The sequence below is a fragment of the Streptomyces sp. NPDC005791 genome (assembly GCF_042871485.1).
Classification (GTDB): Bacteria; Actinomycetota; Actinomycetes; order Streptomycetales; family Streptomycetaceae; genus Streptomyces.
In genome coordinates this window covers 169,137-186,743 of the sequence record NZ_JBIAIP010000015.1, presented here as the reverse complement: position 1 = coordinate 186,743, position 17,607 = coordinate 169,137, and the positions used below count along the sequence as shown (strand labels likewise).

Here is a 17,607-nt window from a genome sequence, read left to right as displayed (position 1 = left end):
CTCGCATGGCTGATACCCATGTCCTCTTCGTCGAGGACGACGACGTCATCCGTGAGGCCACCCAGCTCGCGCTGGAGCGGGTCGGCTTCACCGTCACCGCTGTGCCCGACGGCCTGCTGGGCCTGGAGGCATTCCGGGCGGACCGTCCGGACATCGCACTGCTGGACGTGATGGTGCCCGGCCTGGACGGGGTCAGTCTGTGCCGGCGCATCCGCGACGAGTCGACCGTCCCCGTGATCATGCTCTCCGCGCGGGCCGACGCCATCGACGTGGTGCTCGGTCTGGAGGCCGGAGCCGACGACTACGTCACCAAGCCGTTCGACGGTGCGGTGCTCGTCGCCCGCATCCGGGCCGTGCTGCGGCGTTTCGGCCATGCCGCCGGCACAGGCGGGACATCAGTCGGGGCCGGTGGCACACCGGACGAGGAAGGCGGTGTGCTGGTCTTCGGTGATGTGGAGATCGACACCGACGGCATGGAGGTACGCCGAGGGGGCGCGCACGTGGGTCTCACACCGACGGAGATGCGGCTGCTGCTGGAGTTCTCCTCGGCGCCCGGCACGGTGCTCTCCAGGGACAAGCTGCTGGAGCGGGTCTGGGACTACGGATGGGGCGGGGACACCCGCGTCGTCGACGTCCATGTGCAGCGGCTGCGCACCAAGATCGGGCAGGACCGGATCGAGACGGTCCGCGGCTTCGGCTACAAGCTGCGCGCATGAGACGGCTGGCACTGCGGACCGGCGTCCGCTGGAAGATCAGCATCGCGATCGCCGCCGTCGGCGCGCTCATCGCGTTGGCCCTGAGCCTGGTCGTCCACAACGCGGCCCGCGTCTCGATGCTGGAGAACGCGCGCGAGGTACAGCTGGAGCGGCTGCTGTTCGCCCAGCGGCTGTACGAGGCGACGAGTCCCCAGAAGCCGTCGCCGAAATTCGGCGCCAAGATCAACGACCCGTCGCTGCCGGCGAGCCTCCGTGACCAGATGCGGGAACAACGGCGCGCCACCCATGTCGACGAGTACGCGGACGGGGTGCCCGACGTCTGGGCGGCCGTTCCCCTGGCCAACGGCGACGTCCTGTCCCTGCACACCCGCTTCGCCGACCACAGCGCCACGATCATGGGCGACCTCGACCGGGCGCTGGTCATCGGCTCGCTCTCGGTCGTCTTCGGAGGCTGCGCGCTCGGCGTCCTGATCGGCGGCCAGCTGTCCCGGAGGCTGCGCAAGGCGGCGGCAGCCGCAGGCAAGGTCGCCCAGGGCAACACGGAAGTACGCGTACGGGAGGCCGTCGGCGGGGTCGTCCGGGACGAGACCGACGAGCTGGCCCGGGCCGTGGACGCGCTCACGGACGCACTGAACGAGCGGATCGAGGCGGAGCGCCGGGTCACCGCCGACATCGCCCATGAGCTGCGCACGCCCGTGACGGGGCTGCTCACCGCGGCCGAGCTGCTGCCCCCGGGGCGGCCCACGGAGCTCGTACGGGACCGCGCCCAGGCGATGCGGACCCTGGTCGAGGACGTCCTGGAGGTGGCCAGGCTGGACAGCGCCTCGGAGCGGGCCGAGCTGCAGGAGCTCCAGCTCGGAGAGTTCGTCGGCCGCCGGGTCCGGCTGCTGGATCCGGAGATCGCGGTGCGGGTGGTGCACGAGTCCTGGGTGAACACGGATCCGCGGCGGCTGGAGCGCATCCTGGGCAATCTGCTGGGCAACGCCGCCAAGCACGGGGCCGGCCCGGTCGAGGTCTCGGTCGAGGGCCGGGTGGTGCGGGTCCGGGACCACGGTCCCGGTTTCCCCGAGGCGCTGCTGCGGGAGGGGCCGAGCCGGTTCCGTACCGGCAGCAGCGACAGGTCCGTACGCGGCCACGGTCTGGGACTGACCATCGCGGCGGGGCAGGCCCGGGTGCTGGGGGCCAGGCTGACGTTTCGCAACGCGGGGCCTGCCGGGAGCTCCGGGGGTACGGGTGGGGCGGTCGCCGTGCTGTGGCTGCCGGAGCACGCGCCGACGAACACCGGGAGCTTCCCGGTACTGCGGCAGGCGGAATCGGGCTGAGGGCACACAGGGTGGGCCCCGGGACGTCCCCGGGGCCCACCCTGTGTGCCTCGACGGTTCAGACGGTCTGCGACTTCTTCGGCGCGGCCGCCCCGGCGGGTCCGGTACCGGCACCGTCTTCGTCACCTTCGTCGCCCGCGGCCGCGGCGCCGTCTTCGCCGCCCGAGGCCGCCTCCGGCTTCGCGGTGCCGCGCAACGGGACCTCCTGGACGAAGAACGCCGCCACCAGGGCCACCACGGCGACGGAGCCGCCCACCAGGAAGGCGATGTGCGTCCCCGAGGCCACGGCGTACTCGTACGCCTCACGTGCGGCGTCGGGCAGCTTCGCCAGGCTCGAAGCGTCCAGCTGCGCGGACGACTCCGTCACCGCGCCGCCGCCGCGCGCCGCCATTTCGTCCTGCACCCGTCCGGTGAACAGCGCGCCCATGATCGCGACTCCGAAGGAGCTCCCGAGCGTACGGAAGAGGGTGGTCGCGGACGAGGCGACGCCCATGTCCCTGAGCTCCACGCTGTTCTGGGCGACGAGCATCGTGATCTGCATCAGGAAGCCCATGCCCGCCCCGAGCACCGCCATGTAGACGCCGGAGGTGAGGCGCGTGGTGCCGGTGTCCATGGTGGCGAGGAGGAACAGACCGGTGACCATCAGGACACTGCCCAGGATCGGGAACATCTTGTACTTGCCGGTGCTCGTCGTGATCCGGCCCGCGACCAGCGAGACGATCATCATCGCGAGCAGCATCGGCAGGAGCAGCAGTCCGGAGTTGGTCGCGGACGCGCCCTGGACGGACTGCTGGTACAGCGGGAGGAAGAGCACCGCTCCGAACATCACGAAGCCTGTCATGAAGCCGACCACCGACATGAGGCTGAAGTTGCGGTTGCGGAAGATGTGCAGCGGCATGATCGGCTCGGCGGCCTTCGTCTCGACGAAGAGGAAGCCGACGAGGGCAGCCACACCGAGCGCGATGAGCTCCATGATCACGGCGGAGCTCCAGGCGTACTCCGTACCGCCCCAGGTGGTGACCAGCACGATCGCGGTGATGCCGACGGTGAGGAGCGCGGCGCCCAGGTAGTCGACCTTGGCCTTCGAGCGTTCCTTGCGGGGCAGGTGCAGCACAGCGGTGACCATGGCGAGCGCGACCGCGCCCAGCGGCAGGTTGATGTAGAAGCTCCAGCGCCAGCCCAGGTGGTCGGTGATGGCGCCGCCGACGAGCGGCCCGCCGATCATGGCGACCGCCATGACCCCGGCCATCATGCCCTGGTACCGGCCGCGCTCCCGGGGCGGCACGAGGTCGCCGAGGATCGCCATGACGCCGACCATCAGGCCACCCGCACCGAGGCCCTGGACCGCGCGGAACCCGATCAGCTGACCCATGTCCTGGGCCATTCCGCTCAGCATCGAGCCGATCAGGAAGATCACGATGGCCGTGAGGAAGACGCCCTTGCGTCCGTACAGGTCGCCGAGCTTGCCCCAGATGGGGGTGGAGGCCGCCGTGGCCAGGGTGTAGGCCGTCACCACCCAGGCCAGATGCTCCATGCCGCCCAGTTCGCCGACGATCGTCGGCATCGCGGTGCCGACGATCAGGTTGTCGAGCATGGCCAGCAGCATCGTGATCATCAGGGCGAGAACCACCACCCTGACGCTGCGAGCCTTCGGTTCGGCCGGCCCGTCGGCCGTCGCCTTCTTGAGTTCCGCCATGTCGTGCTCCCCTGATCCCCTGAAGGCCTGGTCGGCCTCCACCCCGGCACTTACTTGCCGACCGGCTAGTTGACTACACTGAGGGAAGGTAGACCCGTAACTAGCCGGTCGTCAAGTAAGTTCTGGGAGAGTCGCATGGGCAGCACGCCACAGCCGCGCCGGGGCAACACCCGCCAGCGCATTCAGGACGTCGCCCTGGAACTCTTCGCCGAGCAGGGCTACGAGAAGACCTCGCTCCGCGAGATCGCCGAGCAGCTGCAGGTCACCAAGGCGGCGCTGTACTACCACTTCAAGACCAAGGAAGACATCCTCGTCAGCATCTTCGAGGACCTGAACCGGCCCGTCGAGGAGCTCATCGCCTGGGGCCGGGAACAGCCCCGCACCCTGGAGACCAAGAAGGAGATCCTGGTCCGCTACAGCGAGGCGCTCCGGGCCGCCGCGCCGCTCTTCGTGTTCATCCAGGAGAACCAGGCGACGGTGCGCGAGCTGAGCATCGGCCACACCATGAAGGACCGGGTCATCTCCCTGGTGGACCTGATCAAGGACCCCGACGCCCCGCTCACCGACCAGGTGCGCTGCTTCACCGCGCTCTTCGCGATGCACGCCGGGATGTTGGCACTCAGAGACGCCGAAGGCGACCCCGAGGAGAAGCGCGAGGCTGCTCTCGAGGTCGCCATGGAGCTGGTGACCAGGGCCCACGACCAGGGGCCCGACGGCGCCGCGTGAAGCGGACGCCGGACTCGTCAGATGTGGACGTGCACGGAGTTCAGGAACGAGACCGGGTTGATCGCCGTGCCGTAGTTCGGGCCGGTCCGGATCTCGAAGTGCAGGTGCGGGCCGCTGGAGTTACCGGTGTTGCCGGACAGGGCGATCTTGTCGCCCGTCTTCACGCGGTCACCGACCTCGACCTGGATCTTCGACAGGTGCGCGTACTGCGAGTACGTGCCGTTGGCGTGCTTGATCACGATGGCGTTGCCGTAAGCGGGACCGTCACCGCCGCCGTTCGGGCCGGCCTTGACGACCCGGCCGGTGTGCGCGGCCTCGACCTTGGTGCCGATCGGAACCGCGAAGTCCTGACCGGAGTGCTTGCTGGCCCAGCGGTCGCCGCCGGTGCCGTAGGTGGCGCTCAGCTCGTAGTGGTTGACCGGGGCCTCCCACGAGGCGGCCTTCTTCTTGGCCGCAGCCTTCTTCTTCGCGGCCGCCTTCTCCTTGGCGTCGGCCTTCTCGGCCTTGTCGGCCTTCGCCATCGCGGCGGCCTTGCTCTGGGCGGTCGCCTGCTGGGCGACGGAGTCGGCGGTGGCCGCGCCGGCGAGGGCCGCGGTGTCCGCGGTACCCGTCGTGCCGGACGCGAACGCCGCGCCCGCACCGAACACCATCGACGCACCCAGGCCGGCGGCCACGACGGCGCCACTGACGCGGGACATGGACGGGCGGGCGGAGTGCTGGAACGTAACGCGCTTCGACATGCGGGGGAACCTCCGGGGTGACTGGACCCAGTGCTCGACCGGGCTTGCTCCACCTTGGTAACCCGAACCCCACACAACACTCAAACACCCCATCTACGATCAAAAGCCGTAGCCGAGGGGACGGGAATGCGTCGCGGTCACCACCCCGACGGCGACGGACGATCTTCCCGGCGTTTCCCGCGAAGCAGGTTTAGCCCCTGCTCGAAAGCCACCCTTACCGGACGCCGTCTAGCAATACGGGCATAACGACTCAAACGCCGAAGGCCTCTTCCGCGGCAGGACCAAGGTCCCAGGACCGATGACCGTCAGTTCTCCTAATGCCTCTAGTAGGCCTCCCCGGGCCTGTGCGCCTTGTCACCGCCGGTGGGCCGGAAGCCTGTCCCCTTCGGGACGTTCGGCCGTGCGCCCGAACCGGACCCGCGGACGCCTTCTCTGCGCCCCGGAGGGGCGGACAACAGGCGGACCGGGCCACCGGCCGGGCATCGAGACGCACCGCAACGCACAAAGGGGCTGCCCCGGACCGAAAACCGGTCCGGGGCAGCCCCTACGACGCTCAGACGCTACGCGCCCTACGCTTCCTTCGACAGGTTCGGGCCGCCGCCCGCTGCCTGCTCGATCGGCGGGACGTCAGGCAGCGGCGACTTCTCCTCGCCGCGGAACGAGAACTTCTTCTCGTCCCCTTCGCCCTCGGTGCCCACGACCACGATGTGACCGGGACGCAGCTCGCCGAAGAGGATCTTCTCCGAGAGGATGTCCTCGATCTCGCGCTGGATCGTCCGGCGCAGCGGCCGGGCGCCCATCACGGGGTCGTAGCCCTTCTTCGCCAGCAGCGACTTGGCCTCGGCACTGAGCTCGATGCCCATGTCGCGGTCCTTGAGGCGCTCATCCACCTTGGCGACCATCAGGTCGACGATCTGGATGATGTCTTCCTCGGTGAGCTGGTGGAAGACGACCGTGTCGTCGACACGGTTGAGGAACTCGGGCCGGAAGTGCTGCTTGAGCTCTTCGTTGACCTTGACCTTCATCCGCTCGTAGTTCGTCTTGACGTCGCCCTGGGCGGCGAAGCCCAGGTTGAAGCCCTTCGAGATGTCCCGGGTCCCGAGGTTGGTCGTCATGATGATGACCGTGTTCTTGAAGTCCACGACCCGGCCCTGGGAGTCGGTCAGACGACCGTCCTCCAGAATCTGGAGCAGGGAATTGAAGATATCGGGGTGGGCCTTCTCGACCTCGTCGAAGAGGACGACGGAGAACGGCTTGCGGCGCACCTTCTCGGTGAGCTGGCCGCCCTCTTCGTAACCCACGTAACCGGGGGGCGAACCGAAGAGGCGGGAAACCGTGTGCTTCTCGCTGAACTCCGACATGTCGAGGGAGATCAGCGCGTCCTCGTCGCCGAAGAGGAATTCGGCGAGCGTCTTGGAGAGCTCGGTCTTACCGACACCGGACGGACCGGCGAAGATGAACGAGCCACCGGGGCGCTTCGGGTCCTTCAGACCGGCTCGCGTACGGCGGATCGCCTGTGAGAGGGCCTTGATGGCGTCCTTCTGGCCGATGACGCGCTTGTGCAGCTCGTCCTCCATGCGCAGCAGACGCGAGGACTCCTCCTCGGTCAGCTTGAAGACCGGGATGCCGGTGGAGGCTGCCAGGACTTCCGCGATGAGCTCGCCGTCGACCTCGGCGACGACGTCCATGTCGCCGGCCTTCCATTCCTTCTCCCGCTTGGCCTTCGCCGCCAGCAGCTGCTTCTCCTTGTCGCGGAGCGAAGCTGCCTTCTCGAAGTCCTGGGAGTCGATCGCCGACTCCTTGTCGCGGCGGACGCCCGCGATCTTCTCGTCGAACTCGCGGAGGTCCGGCGGCGCGGTCATCCGGCGGATGCGCATCCGGGAGCCGGCTTCGTCGATCAGGTCGATCGCCTTGTCCGGCAGGAAGCGGTCCGAGATGTAGCGGTCGGCCAGTGTGGCGGCCTGGACCAGCGCCTCGTCCGTGATGGAGACCCTGTGGTGGGCCTCGTAACGGTCGCGCAGACCCTTGAGGATCTCGATGGTGTGCGGCAGCGTCGGCTCCGCGACCTGGATGGGCTGGAAGCGGCGCTCGAGCGCGGCGTCCTTCTCCAGGTGCTTGCGGTACTCGTCGAGCGTCGTGGCACCGATGGTCTGGAGCTCACCTCGCGCCAGCATGGGCTTGAGGATGCTCGCCGCGTCGATCGCGCCCTCGGCGGCGCCCGCACCCACCAGGGTGTGGAGCTCGTCGATGAACAGGATGATGTCGCCGCGGGTGCGGATCTCCTTGAGGACCTTCTTCAGGCGCTCCTCGAAGTCACCGCGGTAGCGGGAACCGGCGACCAGCGCACCGAGGTCGAGGGTGTAGAGGTGCTTGTCCTTGAGGGTCTCGGGCACCTCGCCCTTGACGATGGCCTGGGCCAGGCCCTCGACGACCGCCGTCTTGCCGACGCCGGGCTCGCCGATGAGGACCGGGTTGTTCTTCGTACGGCGGGACAGCACCTGCATGACCCGCTCGATCTCCTTCTCGCGCCCGATGACCGGGTCGAGCTTGGACTCACGAGCTGCCTGGGTGAGGTTCCGGCCGAACTGGTCGAGCACCAGGGACGTGGAGGGTGTGCCCTCGGCGGGGCCTCCGGCGGTGGCCGCCTCCTTGCCCCCCGAGTACCCGGAGAGCAGCTGGATGACCTGCTGCCGCACCCGGTTCAGGTCGGCTCCCAGCTTCACGAGGACCTGGGCGGCGACGCCCTCGCCCTCGCGGATCAGCCCGAGCAGGATGTGCTCCGTGCCGATGTAGTTGTGACCGAGCTGAAGGGCCTCGCGGAGCGACAGCTCCAGGACCTTCTTCGCCCGGGGAGTGAAGGGGATGTGCCCGGACGGGGCCTGCTGGCCCTGACCGATGATCTCCTCCACCTGCTGGCGGACCGCCTCGAGCGAAATCCCGAGGCTCTCCAGGGCCTTAGCGGCGACACCCTCACCCTCGTGGATCAGGCCCAGGAGGATGTGCTCGGTGCCGATGTAGTTGTGGTTGAGCATCCGGGCTTCTTCCTGAGCCAGGACGACAACCCGCCGCGCGCGGTCGGTGAACCTCTCGAACATCGTTAATCGCTCCTCAGAGCGGTCAGGCAGTAAGGGGTCGGTCCCCTCCCTGTCCTTCCGCAGCTTAGTCCCGCAAGCGGGGACCGCTCATTTCAACTGCCGACACCCGGCCTTGCTACCTGGCGGATCCCCCGCCCCGAACGCCGACAACTGCTCCAACCCGATGGTGCGAGACGATGTTCCCGCAGGCCAGGCAGATAGCCCTTTCGCCAGTACGCCGATGGCGAACGTGAGACGTTTTTGCCCGCGTGTCGCCCCTTCCCACTAGGGATGTCTTACCCGCACCCACTGACAGTCCATGCGGCGCACCCCCGTTTCCTCCGCTACGGGCGAACAACTTCGCGCTGCCAGGCGCTCCCGCACGCCCCCTCACCGAACACGCGGAGCAGTCGGTCACCAACGGTGCGTAACTCCGGGGCCGGTTCGGCGGTTCATCGGACATGGCTTCCCTCGTCCCGCCTCCCCGCCCGTCGCCGGCATCCGACGACTGCGCGCAGTGGTACGTCCGCGAGCTCGGCTGGGCCACAGCGGGCACGTCGCCGCTGCGGCTCCTGACGGGGCTGCGCTTCGACGTTCTGGAGCTGCCGGCGGCGGCAGGCCAGGCGGCGCTGCGGCGGATCGGACGCACCGGCCCCGTGGCGATGACGCGACGGCGGATGTGGCTCCTGGTGGCCGCGGGCAGCGCCGACGAGTTGCCCGGCCTGCTCGACTGGCTCGAATGGGGCGGGATCGCCCTCGACCTGTCCGCCATCGGTCCCGGGGGACACATCGCGGCTCCGGTGCCGCCGGGTGGCGGGGCGGCGGGCTCGCCGGGGGCCGCGTTCTGGCTGCGGCCCCCCGGATCGCACCAGGAGGTGTCGCTCCCGGCCCTCGGCGGCCTCGGGAGCAGGGGTGGGGATGCTCCCGATCTCGTACGACTCGTGGACGCGGCGGCGACGGAGTGCCACCGGGCCCGGCTCGCGAATGTCAGGGCGCACCTGCCGACCCATCGGCCGACAGGTCAGCCGTTGGCCTTCTCGTAAGCCTCACGGATCTCGGCGGGAACGCGGCCGCGGTCATTCACGTTGTGGCCGTTCTCGCGCGCCCACCTACGGATCTCGGCGGTGTCCTTGTTGCCACCGGTGACGGCGCGGCCCTTGCCGCGGCCGGTCGCGGCACGACCACCGGTACGACGGCCGCTCTTGGCGTACGGCTCGAGAAGACCACGGAGCTTGTCCGCGTTGGACGTGGTGAGGTCGATCTCGTACGTCTTGCCATCCAGAGCGAACGTCACGGTCTCGTCCGCCTCGCCACCGTCGAGGTCATCAACAAGAAGGACCTGAACCTTCTGTGCCACCGGATTTCCTTTCATCGAAAAATGCAGTACGCGGAAAGGAAACCGCTTTTCCCCGGAAAACACAAACCCCTGGGAGAGGTTCAGCAGCTCAAGAAGACGGGAAACATGCGCGATTCGGACATAGGGTTCCGGTGTCTTCCACCGGTCACAGGTGCAGAAGCATCCGGCTGTTACCCAAGGTGTTCGGCTTCACTCGTTCGAGACCCAGGAACTCGGCGACACCCTCGTCATAGGAACGCAGCAGCTCGCTGTAGACATCCCCGTCGACCGGCGTCTCTCCGATCTCGGTGAAGCCGTGCGCGGCGAAGAAGTCGACTTCGAACGTGAGACAGAAAACCCGGCGGACGCCGATCCACCGCGCGGTCTGCAAGAGCTTGTCCAGAACCTGATGACCGACTCCGGCACCCTTGAGGCCGGGGTCGACGGCGAGAGTACGGACTTCGGCGAGGTCTTCCCACATGACGTGGAGTGCGCCGCAGCCGATGACGCGGGCGTCCTCGTCGCGTTCGGCGACCCAGAACTCCTGGATGTCCTCGTAAAGCGTCACCGTTGCTTTGTCGAGCAGGATGCCGTCCGAGACGTAGCCGTCGAGGAGTCCACGGACGGACGCCACATCGCTCGTCCTGGCACGGCGGACGGTGATGGCCGGCCTATTCACCGACGGGCCGGTAGGAAGATCTGTGCGAGATCCGGTTTCCGGCCCGCTATGAGCTCCGGTTTGCGACTCGGTACGGTGCTCGGTTTGCGACTGCTCTGTGGACATCCTCCGACGCTATCGCCCACTTCCCGGCGGTGCTTCATCGGCCGTGGTCCCGTCATCGGGGCGACTCTCGGCGGGATCGGAGAAGGTGGGCGCGACGACCCGCATCGCGTCCCGGAGAGCTTCGCGCTGCTCCGCGGACATCATGCCGAAGAAGGCGACCAGTGCGGCCGCCGGGTTGTCGCTCTGCGACCAGGCCTCGTTCATCAGTGCGGCCGAGTATGCGGCCCGGGTGGAGACCGCCGTATATCGATATGCCCGGCCGTCCACTTCCCGGCGGACCCAGCCCTTCTGATGGAGATTGTCCATTACCGTCATGACGGTCGTGTACGCGATGGACCGTTCCTGTTGCAGGTCCTCGAGGACCTCCCGCACGGTGACCGGACGGTTCCATTGCCAGACCCGCGTCATCACGGTGTCTTCCAGCTCTCCCAATTGGCGAGGCACAGTGTCACCTTAGTGCTAGATGTCTGGAATGGGATAATTCAGGGATGACAAAAGGGCGCACAGCTCCAGGGGAGCCGTACGCCCTTCGTACTCAGGTCCGGTCAGACGCCTTCGGTCCGCGGGGTCTGCTCGGCCGATTCGGCGCGGGCGAGCACCGCGTCCACGGCGGCGTCCTCCTTGGCCTTGTTCGGGCCGCCCTGGCTCTTGATGATCACCACGACAAGGGCGACGAAGAAGACAGCCATCACCACGGGGGGAACGAGCGCGGATACGTAGTCCATGCCGTCCAGGGTAGCGACCCCGGCATTCCGGCCACTCCCGGGCACCCCTCAGGCGCGTCGGCACCTCAGGACACGGCGCGCTCCTCGGGCGGTGGGGCCGGTGCCGGCCGTCGGCGGGGCGGGAACGCCTCGGACGGCTTGGGCATCGGCCGTTCTCCCGGGGCCGGCGGGCGGGCCGGCGCGGCGGGTCCCGACGGGGTCCGGGGCCGTTCGGGCTCCTTGGCCGCCGACAGTCCCCCGGGGAGGGCCAGGAGCCGACTGCGCGGGGCGGGCGTCGTGGCGCGTACGGCGCGACCGGCGAGGCGGACCCGCACCGAACGCTCGGCGAGCACCTGGCAGCGCTCCAGCAGGGCCGCGGCGACCGGCCCGGCACGCAGGGTACGCAGGGCGGCCAGGTCGTCGGGGCGGGGGTCGTAGCCGGCCGCGAGGGCGTCCTGGAGGAGCTCCAGGTAGCCGCTGAGCGAGCCGGGAAGGGCGTCCCGGTAGCGGGCGAGGTCGGCGAGGAGGAAAGCGCGCAGCCGGCCCGCCTCGTTCGCCACCTCGTCCACCGCGTTCGCGAGGCGCAGGCAGTCCTGGACATCCTCGTCCGGCAGGGGTGTGGGGTGGAGGGCGTTGGCGAGGGCACGTCGGAGCACCCGGAGCTCGTCCGCGCTGAACGCCATGCCGCCGCGTGATCCGTAGGGCGTGGGCATGGAACGACAATACGTGCTAAATGGACAAAATCCGCTTAACTGCTCGCTCGGCGGCGCGGCGTCGGGCACCGCGCCGCCGGGTCGTTCCCGCAGGTGGTCGCGGGTGCGTCCTACATCCGGGCGATGTTGCGCTCGTACACGAGGCGCAGCCCGATGAGCGTCAGCCAGGGCTCGTGCTCGTCGATGACGGAGGACTCACCCAACACCATCGGAGCAAGGCCACCGGTCGCGATCACGGTGACCTCGTCGGGGTCGGACGCCAGTTCCTTCTTCATGCGCTGGACCACACCGTCGATCTGACCGGCGAAGCCGTACACGATGCCCGACTGCATGGCCTCGACGGTGTTCTTGCCGATCACGCTGCGGGGACGCGCCAGCTCGATCTTGCGGAGCTGGGCGCCCTTCACCCCGAGTGCCTCCACGGAGATCTCGATGCCGGGGGCGATCACCCCGCCGGTGTACTCGCCGCGCGCCGAGACCGCGTCGAAGGTCGTGGCCGTGCCGAGGTCGACGACGATGGCCGGGCCGCCGTAGAGCTCGACGGCGGCGACCGCGTTGATGATGCGGTCCGCGCCGACCTCCTTCGGATTGTCCGTGAGGACCGGGACACCGGTCTTGACGCCCGGCTCCACGAGGACCGCCGGGACGTCGCCGTAGTAGCGGCGGGTGACCTCCCGGAGCTCGTGCAGCACGGCGGGCACGGTCGAGCAGATCGCGATGCCCTCGATGCCGTCGCCGAGTTCGACCCCGAGCAGCGGGTGCATGCCCATGAGGCCCTGGAGCAGGACGGCGAGCTCGTCCGCCGTGCGCCGGGAGTCGGTGGAGATCCGCCAGTGCTCGACGATCTCCTCGCCGTCGAACAGGCCGAGGACGGTGTGGGAGTTGCCCACGTCGATGGTGAGCAGCATCAGGCGCCGGCCTCGTCGCGGAAGTCCAGGCCGATGTCGAGGATCGGCGAGGAGTGCGTGAGCGCACCGACGGCCAGGTAGTCGACGCCGGCCTCGGCGTAGGCGCGGGCGGAGTCGAGGGTGAGACGGCCCGAGGACTCCAGCACCGCACGGCCGTCGACGAGGGCGACCGCCTCGGCGGTGCCCGCCGGGGTGAAGTTGTCCAGCAGGATCAGGTCGGCACCGGCGTCGAGCACCTCGCGGACCTGCTCCAGGGTGTCGACCTCCACCTCGATCGCGAGCTCCGGGAACGCCTTCCTGACGCGCTGGAACGCTTCGGCGACACCGCCTGCCGCGATCACGTGGTTGTCCTTGACCAGCGCCGCGTCGACGAGCGACATGCGGTGGTTGACCCCGCCGCCGCAGCGCACCGCGTACTTCTCCAGCGCGCGCAGTCCCGGGGTGGTCTTGCGGGTGTCGCGGACCTTCGCCCCGGTGCCCTCGAGCACATCGGCCCAGGCACGGGTCGCGGTCGCGATCCCGGAGAGCCTGCAGAGCAGGTTGAGCGCGCTGCGCTCGCCGGTGAGCAGGTCACGGGTGCGGGTCGTGACCGTGAGCAGCTTCTGGCCGGGCACGACACGGTCGCCGTCCTCGACGTGCCGCTCGACCTCGAACGCGTCGGTGCAGACGATGGACAGGACGGCCTCGGCGACGCGCAGACCGGCGACCACGCCCGCCTCGCGCGCCGTGAAGTCGCCGGTGGCGACGGAGTCCTCCGGGACGGTCGCCACGGTGGTGACGTCCTCGCCCCCGTCGAGGTCCTCCTCGATCGCCACGTGGGCGATGTCCTCGACCTGGACCGGGTCAAGACCGGCGTCGGCCAGGAGCTGGGCCAGGGCGGGGTCGAGACCGCACTCCAGCCCGTCGGGGTCGTAGCCGTCACCGCAGCCGCAGCCGTCACCGCAGCCGCTCCCGGACTCGGCGGGTGCGCCGATGTGGATCAGCGGTACGTCCACGGGTGTGGGGCGCGGATTCTCTTCGGGCGTGCTCACGGTTACGGCTCCTCGGGGGCGTCGGCGGGGTTGGGGCGGAGACTGTCGGACGGTGCGGTGCGTGTGGGGTGCGCAGGGTCTCCGGGACGTACGGGCGGGAACGCGGCGCTGTCCGTCGTGCGGACGGCGGGCTGCCGGCCGGCGGCGACACGGAGGACGAGGTGACGGCGCCAGGCGGCGTCGTCGCGGTCGGGACGGTCCTCACGCCAGTGACAGCCGCGGGTCTCCTCACGCTCCCTGGCGGCGGCCACCAGGACCTGCGAGACGAGCAGCAGGTTCGTGGCCTCCCACGCGTCCACCCCCGGTACGGCGTCCTTGGGGTCTTCCTCGTCGGCGGCGGCCGCGGCGCCCTGGAGTGCCCGCAGTTCCGCGGCCGCGGTGGCGAGACTGTCGGCGGAACGGATGACCCCGGCGCCCCTGGTCATGATCCGCTGGATCGTGGTCCGGGACTCCGCGGTGAGCAGCGGGACGGTGTGGGCTGCGGGCTCCGCCACGGGGACACGGCGGGAGACGGGCTCGGTGCCCGGGTCACCGGCGGACTCGGCGATGTCGTCCGCGATGCGCTCGGCGAAGACCAGCCCCTCCAGGAGGGAGTTGGACGCCAGCCGGTTCGCGCCGTGCACTCCCGTGCAGGCGACCTCGCCACAGGCGTACAGGCCGGGCACCGTCGTGCGGCCCCGCAGGTCCGTACGCACGCCGCCCGAGGCGTAGTGCGCGGCGGGGGCCACCGGGATCGGCTGTGTGACGGGGTCGATGCCGTGGGCGCGGCAGGCGGCGAGGATCGTCGGGAAGCGCTGCTCCCACATCGCGGCGCCGAAGTGGCGGGCGTCGAGATACATGTGCTCGGTGCCCTGGAGGTGCATCTGGCGGGTGATGGCCTTGGCGACGATGTCGCGGGGGGCGAGCTCGGCCAGCTCGTGCTGCCCGAGCATGAAGCGGGTGCCGGAGGCGTCGACGAGGTGGGCGCCCTCGCCGCGTACCGCCTCGGACACCAGCGGCTGCTGGCCCTCCGATCCGGCGCCGAGGAACAGGACGGTCGGGTGGAACTGGACGAATTCGAGGTCGGAGATTTCGGCGCCGGCCCGCAGCGCGAGCGCCACCCCGTCGCCCGTGGAGACCGGCGGGTTGGTGGTGGCGGAGAAGACCTGGCCCATGCCTCCGGTGGCGAGCACCACGGCCGGGGCGCGGACGGCGCCCACGCCGTCGTGCTGGCCCTCGCCCATGACGTGCAGGGTGACCCCCTCCGTACGGCCTTCGGCATCCATGAGCAGATCCAGGACCAGGGCGTTCTCGATGGTGCGCAGGGCGGCCGAGCGGACCGCCTCGACCAGGGCGCGGGAGATCTCGGCGCCCGTCGCGTCGCCCCCCGCGTGCGCGATGCGGCGGCGGTGGTGGCCGCCCTCACGGGTCAGGGCGATCGCCCCGGTGTCGGTGGTGTCGAAGTGCGCACCGGTGTCGATCAGCCGGCGTACGGCGTCGGGGCCCTCCGTGACCAGGGTGCGCACCGCCGTCTCGTCGCACAGGCCGGCCCCGGCGACCAGGGTGTCGTCGAGGTGCTGCTCGGGGGTGTCGCCCTCGCCGAGCGCCGCGGCGATGCCGCCCTGGGCCCAGCGGGTGGAGCCGTCGTCGAGACGGGCCTTGGTGACGACGACGGTCGCGAGGCCCGCCGCGGCGCAGCGCAGGGCGGTGGTGAGACCGGCCACGCCGGAGCCGACCACGACGACGTCCGCGTCGATGGCCCAGCCGGGAGCGGGGGCGGTCAGCCGTATGCCGGTCACGTGAGGGCTCCGAGGGTCAGCGGGATGTTGTCGATAAGACGGGTCTCTCCCACCCGCGCGGCGACGGTGAGGACCGCCTCGCCACTGACACGGTCGTCGGGGACCTCGGTGAAGTCCGCCGGGTCCACGAGCGCCACGTAGTCCAGGGCGAGGGGCACCGCTTCTCCGGCCGCCTCGTCCAGGACGGCCCGTGCGGCGGCCAGCACCGCGGCGGCCGTCACGGTCGGCCGGGCCAGCGCCACGGCCTGGGTGTCGGCGGCCGCGCGGGCCTCTCCGAGACGGGTGAGGGCGGCGGCCCGGCCGTCGTTCTCCGGAACCGTCCGGGCCCTGGCGTGCAGTGTCTGCTGGGCCACCAGCCGGTCGCGTGCGGCGAAGAGGGCCCTGGGCAGGGCCAGGGCGGTCCGGCGCTCCTCGGCGGAGAGGAAGCGGTTCCGGCTGGAGAGCGCGAGGCCGTCCGGGTCACGGACGGTCGGCACCGCGACGATGTCGATGCCGAAGTTGAGATCGCGCACCATGCGGCGGACCAGGGCCAGCTGCTGGGCGTCCTTCTGTCCGAAGAACGCCGCGTCCGGCCGGGTGAGGTGGAGGAGTTTGGCGACGACGGTGAGCATGCCGTCGAAGTGCCCGGGGCGGGCGGCGCCTTCCAGCCGTTCGCCCATGGGGCCTGCGGTGATCCTGACCTGGGGTTCGCCTCCGGGGTAGACCTCGTCGACGGAGGGGGCGAAGACCGCGTCGGCACCGGCCTCCGTGGCGATGGCGAGGTCGGCCTCCAGGGTGCGGGGGTAGCGGTCGAGGTCGGCGGCCTCGCCGAACTGGAGCGGGTTGACGAACACGGTGACCACGACCTGGCCGTCGGGCCCCGCGGCGGCCCGTGCCGCCCGGATCAGGGTGGCGTGGCCGTCGTGGAGCGCGCCCATCGTCATGGCGACGGCTCGGCGCGTCCCGGGGGTCCGGGCGAGGGCGTCCAGCTCCGCGGCGGAGCGCAGCAGGGTGGCGGGTGCGGTGTTCATCGCTTCTCCCCCGGTCCGGAGTCGTCCGGGCCGTGTGTTCCGTTCGTTCCGTTCGCGGCACGGCTGTCCGCCAGGACGCCGAGGAGGTCCTCCGCGAACTCCGGCTTCAGCAGGCCGTGGTCCAGCGCCCGGTCGGCCGTGGCACGCGCCATGGCGAGATATCCGGCCACCGTCTGCGGGGCGTGCGCGCGCAGCTCACGGATGTGCGCGGCCACCGTCCCCGCGTCGCCCCGGGCGACGGGGCCGGTCAGCGCGGCGTCACCGGAGCGCAGGGCGTTGTCGAGCGCGGCCCCGAGCAGGGGGCCGAGCATCCGGTCGGGCGAGCCGACACCAGCTGCGCGGAGCAGCTCCATGGACTGCGCGACGAGGGTGACCAGGTGGTTCGCGCCGAGGGCGAGCGCCGCGTGGTAGAGCGGCCGGGACTCCTCGGCGATCCACTCGGGCTCGCCGCCCATCTCGATGACGAGCGCCTCGGCGGCGAGTCTGAGCTCCTCGGGGGCGGTGACCCCGAAGGAGCAGCCGGCCAGCCGCTGGACGTCGACGGAGCTGCCGGTGAAGGTCATGGCCGGATGCAGGGCGAGCGGGAGCGCCCCGGCCCGCAGCGCGGGATCGAGCACCTTCGTCCCGTACCGCCCGGAGGTGTGGACGAGCAGCTGGCCCGGTCGTACGGCGCCGGTCTCGGCGAGGCCTTCGACCAGACCGGGCAGCGCGTCGTCGGGGACCGTCAGCAGCACGAGCTCGGCCCGTGACAACACTTCGGCCGGGGTCACCAGGGGGACGTCGGGGAGCAGCGCGGCGGCCCGGCGCACGGATGCGTCGGAGACGCCCGACACCGCGACCGGACGATGCCCGGCGAGCTGCAGCGAGGCGGCGAGGGCCGGGCCGACCCGGCCCGCGCCGACGACGCCGACGGTGAGGCGGGCGGGACGGTCCCTCGCGTCGAGGGCTTCCTTGGAGACTGATGCGTTCACGCGGCGACGGCCTTCCGTTCCAGTCCGCGGGGGGTACCGGACGATTTCTCTGCATGCTACGCCAGCGTTTCGCCCCACGCCCCGACCGTCCACAGCCT

17 protein-coding genes are annotated in these 17,607 nt (G+C 70.3%); 4 read left to right on the top strand and 13 right to left on the bottom strand.

What is annotated here, in order from left to right:
• Positions 1–5 precede the first annotated feature (5 nt).
• Both cseB and cseC read left to right on the top strand, forming a co-directional pair.
• Positions 6–716: a two-component system response regulator CseB gene (gene cseB, locus ACFYSH_RS27190; protein WP_359469319.1), complete on the top strand. Its 711-nt coding sequence runs from the start codon at positions 6–8 to the stop codon at positions 714–716.
• The gene (cseC, locus tag ACFYSH_RS27185) at positions 713–2,038 is read left to right on the top strand and encodes a two-component system sensor histidine kinase CseC (RefSeq protein ID WP_359469315.1); all 1,326 of its coding nucleotides are present in this window, start codon (positions 713–715) and stop codon (positions 2,036–2,038) included. The genes cseB and cseC overlap by 4 nt, the downstream gene beginning before the upstream one ends.
• Positions 2,039–2,096: 58 nt before the next feature.
• Here cseC and ACFYSH_RS27180 read toward each other — a convergent pair whose 3' ends face one another.
• Positions 2,097–3,734 (bottom strand): MDR family MFS transporter, encoded by a 1,638-nt coding sequence (locus ACFYSH_RS27180; protein ID WP_359469312.1) that lies wholly within the window; start codon positions 3,732–3,734, stop codon positions 2,097–2,099.
• Between the two features lie 135 nt (positions 3,735–3,869).
• Between ACFYSH_RS27180 and ACFYSH_RS27175 the strand changes: the two genes are divergently transcribed.
• The gene (locus ACFYSH_RS27175) at positions 3,870–4,460 is read left to right on the top strand and encodes a helix-turn-helix domain-containing protein (protein ID WP_359469309.1); all 591 of its coding nucleotides are present in this window, start codon (positions 3,870–3,872) and stop codon (positions 4,458–4,460) included.
• Positions 4,461–4,477: 17 nt separating this feature from the next.
• On the opposite strand, the gene ACFYSH_RS27170 is transcribed toward ACFYSH_RS27175, so the two are convergent.
• Positions 4,478–5,200 (bottom strand): M23 family metallopeptidase, encoded by a 723-nt coding sequence (locus ACFYSH_RS27170; RefSeq protein ID WP_388755954.1) that lies wholly within the window; start codon positions 5,198–5,200, stop codon positions 4,478–4,480.
• Between the two features lie 569 nt (positions 5,201–5,769).
• Complete coding sequence (locus ACFYSH_RS27165) at positions 5,770–8,295, bottom strand: ATP-dependent Clp protease ATP-binding subunit (protein ID WP_359469304.1); 2,526 nt, start codon at positions 8,293–8,295, stop codon at positions 5,770–5,772.
• A 440-nt stretch (positions 8,296–8,735) separates the two neighbouring features.
• On the opposite strand from ACFYSH_RS27165, the gene ACFYSH_RS27160 reads away from it, so the two are divergent.
• Positions 8,736–9,317, top strand: a complete 582-nt coding sequence (locus ACFYSH_RS27160; protein ID WP_388755951.1) for an SCO3374 family protein — start codon at positions 8,736–8,738, stop codon at positions 9,315–9,317.
• Here the strand turns inward: ACFYSH_RS27160 and ACFYSH_RS27155 are convergent.
• The 10 genes from ACFYSH_RS27155 to ACFYSH_RS27110 form a co-directional block, all read right to left on the bottom strand.
• Complete coding sequence (locus ACFYSH_RS27155) at positions 9,296–9,631, bottom strand: Lsr2 family protein (protein WP_351279859.1); 336 nt, start codon at positions 9,629–9,631, stop codon at positions 9,296–9,298. The two genes, ACFYSH_RS27160 and ACFYSH_RS27155, sit on opposite strands and share 22 nt — an antisense overlap.
• Positions 9,632–9,776: 145 nt before the next feature.
• Positions 9,777–10,394 (bottom strand): amino-acid N-acetyltransferase, encoded by a 618-nt coding sequence (locus ACFYSH_RS27150; protein WP_359469299.1) that lies wholly within the window; start codon positions 10,392–10,394, stop codon positions 9,777–9,779.
• Positions 10,395–10,403: 9 nt separating this feature from the next.
• Positions 10,404–10,838: a BlaI/MecI/CopY family transcriptional regulator gene (locus tag ACFYSH_RS27145; protein WP_359469296.1), complete on the bottom strand. Its 435-nt coding sequence runs from the start codon at positions 10,836–10,838 to the stop codon at positions 10,404–10,406.
• Positions 10,839–10,939: 101 nt separating this feature from the next.
• Positions 10,940–11,119 carry a hypothetical protein gene (locus ACFYSH_RS27140; protein ID WP_359469294.1) on the bottom strand — a complete coding sequence of 60 codons (180 nt, stop codon included), beginning with the start codon at positions 11,117–11,119 and terminating at the stop codon, positions 10,940–10,942.
• A gap of 65 nt (positions 11,120–11,184) precedes the next feature.
• Positions 11,185–11,781, bottom strand: coding sequence for a hypothetical protein (locus tag ACFYSH_RS27135; RefSeq protein WP_359469368.1), 597 nt, complete (start codon positions 11,779–11,781; stop codon positions 11,185–11,187).
• 140 nt (positions 11,782–11,921) lie between these two features.
• Positions 11,922–12,719, bottom strand: a complete 798-nt coding sequence (locus ACFYSH_RS27130) for a type III pantothenate kinase (protein WP_359469291.1) — start codon at positions 12,717–12,719, stop codon at positions 11,922–11,924.
• Entirely contained in the window at positions 12,719–13,750 is a 1,032-nt protein-coding gene (nadC, locus tag ACFYSH_RS27125) for a carboxylating nicotinate-nucleotide diphosphorylase (protein WP_359469289.1), read from the bottom strand. The genes ACFYSH_RS27130 and nadC overlap by 1 nt, the downstream gene beginning before the upstream one ends.
• A gap of 2 nt (positions 13,751–13,752) precedes the next feature.
• Positions 13,753–15,528: an L-aspartate oxidase gene (locus tag ACFYSH_RS27120; protein WP_359469287.1), complete on the bottom strand. Its 1,776-nt coding sequence runs from the start codon at positions 15,526–15,528 to the stop codon at positions 13,753–13,755.
• Positions 15,525–16,538, bottom strand: coding sequence for a pantoate--beta-alanine ligase (gene panC, locus ACFYSH_RS27115; protein WP_359469284.1), 1,014 nt, complete (start codon positions 16,536–16,538; stop codon positions 15,525–15,527). The genes ACFYSH_RS27120 and panC overlap by 4 nt, the downstream gene beginning before the upstream one ends.
• Entirely contained in the window at positions 16,535–17,509 is a 975-nt protein-coding gene (locus ACFYSH_RS27110) for a DUF2520 domain-containing protein (RefSeq protein WP_359469281.1), read from the bottom strand. Before ACFYSH_RS27110 ends, panC begins: the two co-directional genes overlap by 4 nt.
• Positions 17,510–17,607 lie beyond the last annotated feature (98 nt).

What these genes read in the sequence shown, in the direction of transcription:
- cseB (WP_359469319.1), top strand. Translation starts at nt 6, where the DNA reads ATGGCTGATACCCATGTCCTCTTCGTCGAGGACGACGACGTCATCCGT.
- cseC (WP_359469315.1), top strand. Translation starts at nt 713, where the DNA reads ATGAGACGGCTGGCACTGCGGACCGGCGTCCGCTGGAAGATCAGCATC.
- ACFYSH_RS27180 (WP_359469312.1), bottom strand. Translation starts at nt 3,734, where the DNA reads ATGGCGGAACTCAAGAAGGCGACGGCCGACGGGCCGGCCGAACCGAAG.
- ACFYSH_RS27175 (WP_359469309.1), top strand. Translation starts at nt 3,870, where the DNA reads ATGGGCAGCACGCCACAGCCGCGCCGGGGCAACACCCGCCAGCGCATT.
- ACFYSH_RS27170 (WP_388755954.1), bottom strand. Translation starts at nt 5,200, where the DNA reads ATGTCGAAGCGCGTTACGTTCCAGCACTCCGCCCGCCCGTCCATGTCC.
- ACFYSH_RS27165 (WP_359469304.1), bottom strand. Translation starts at nt 8,295, where the DNA reads ATGTTCGAGAGGTTCACCGACCGCGCGCGGCGGGTTGTCGTCCTGGCT.
- ACFYSH_RS27160 (WP_388755951.1), top strand. Translation starts at nt 8,736, where the DNA reads ATGGCTTCCCTCGTCCCGCCTCCCCGCCCGTCGCCGGCATCCGACGAC.
- ACFYSH_RS27150 (WP_359469299.1), bottom strand. Translation starts at nt 10,394, where the DNA reads ATGTCCACAGAGCAGTCGCAAACCGAGCACCGTACCGAGTCGCAAACC.
- ACFYSH_RS27140 (WP_359469294.1), bottom strand. Translation starts at nt 11,119, where the DNA reads ATGGACTACGTATCCGCGCTCGTTCCCCCCGTGGTGATGGCTGTCTTC.
- ACFYSH_RS27135 (WP_359469368.1), bottom strand. Translation starts at nt 11,781, where the DNA reads ATGGCGTTCAGCGCGGACGAGCTCCGGGTGCTCCGACGTGCCCTCGCC.
- ACFYSH_RS27130 (WP_359469291.1), bottom strand. Translation starts at nt 12,719, where the DNA reads ATGCTGCTCACCATCGACGTGGGCAACTCCCACACCGTCCTCGGCCTG.
- panC (WP_359469284.1), bottom strand. Translation starts at nt 16,538, where the DNA reads ATGAACACCGCACCCGCCACCCTGCTGCGCTCCGCCGCGGAGCTGGAC.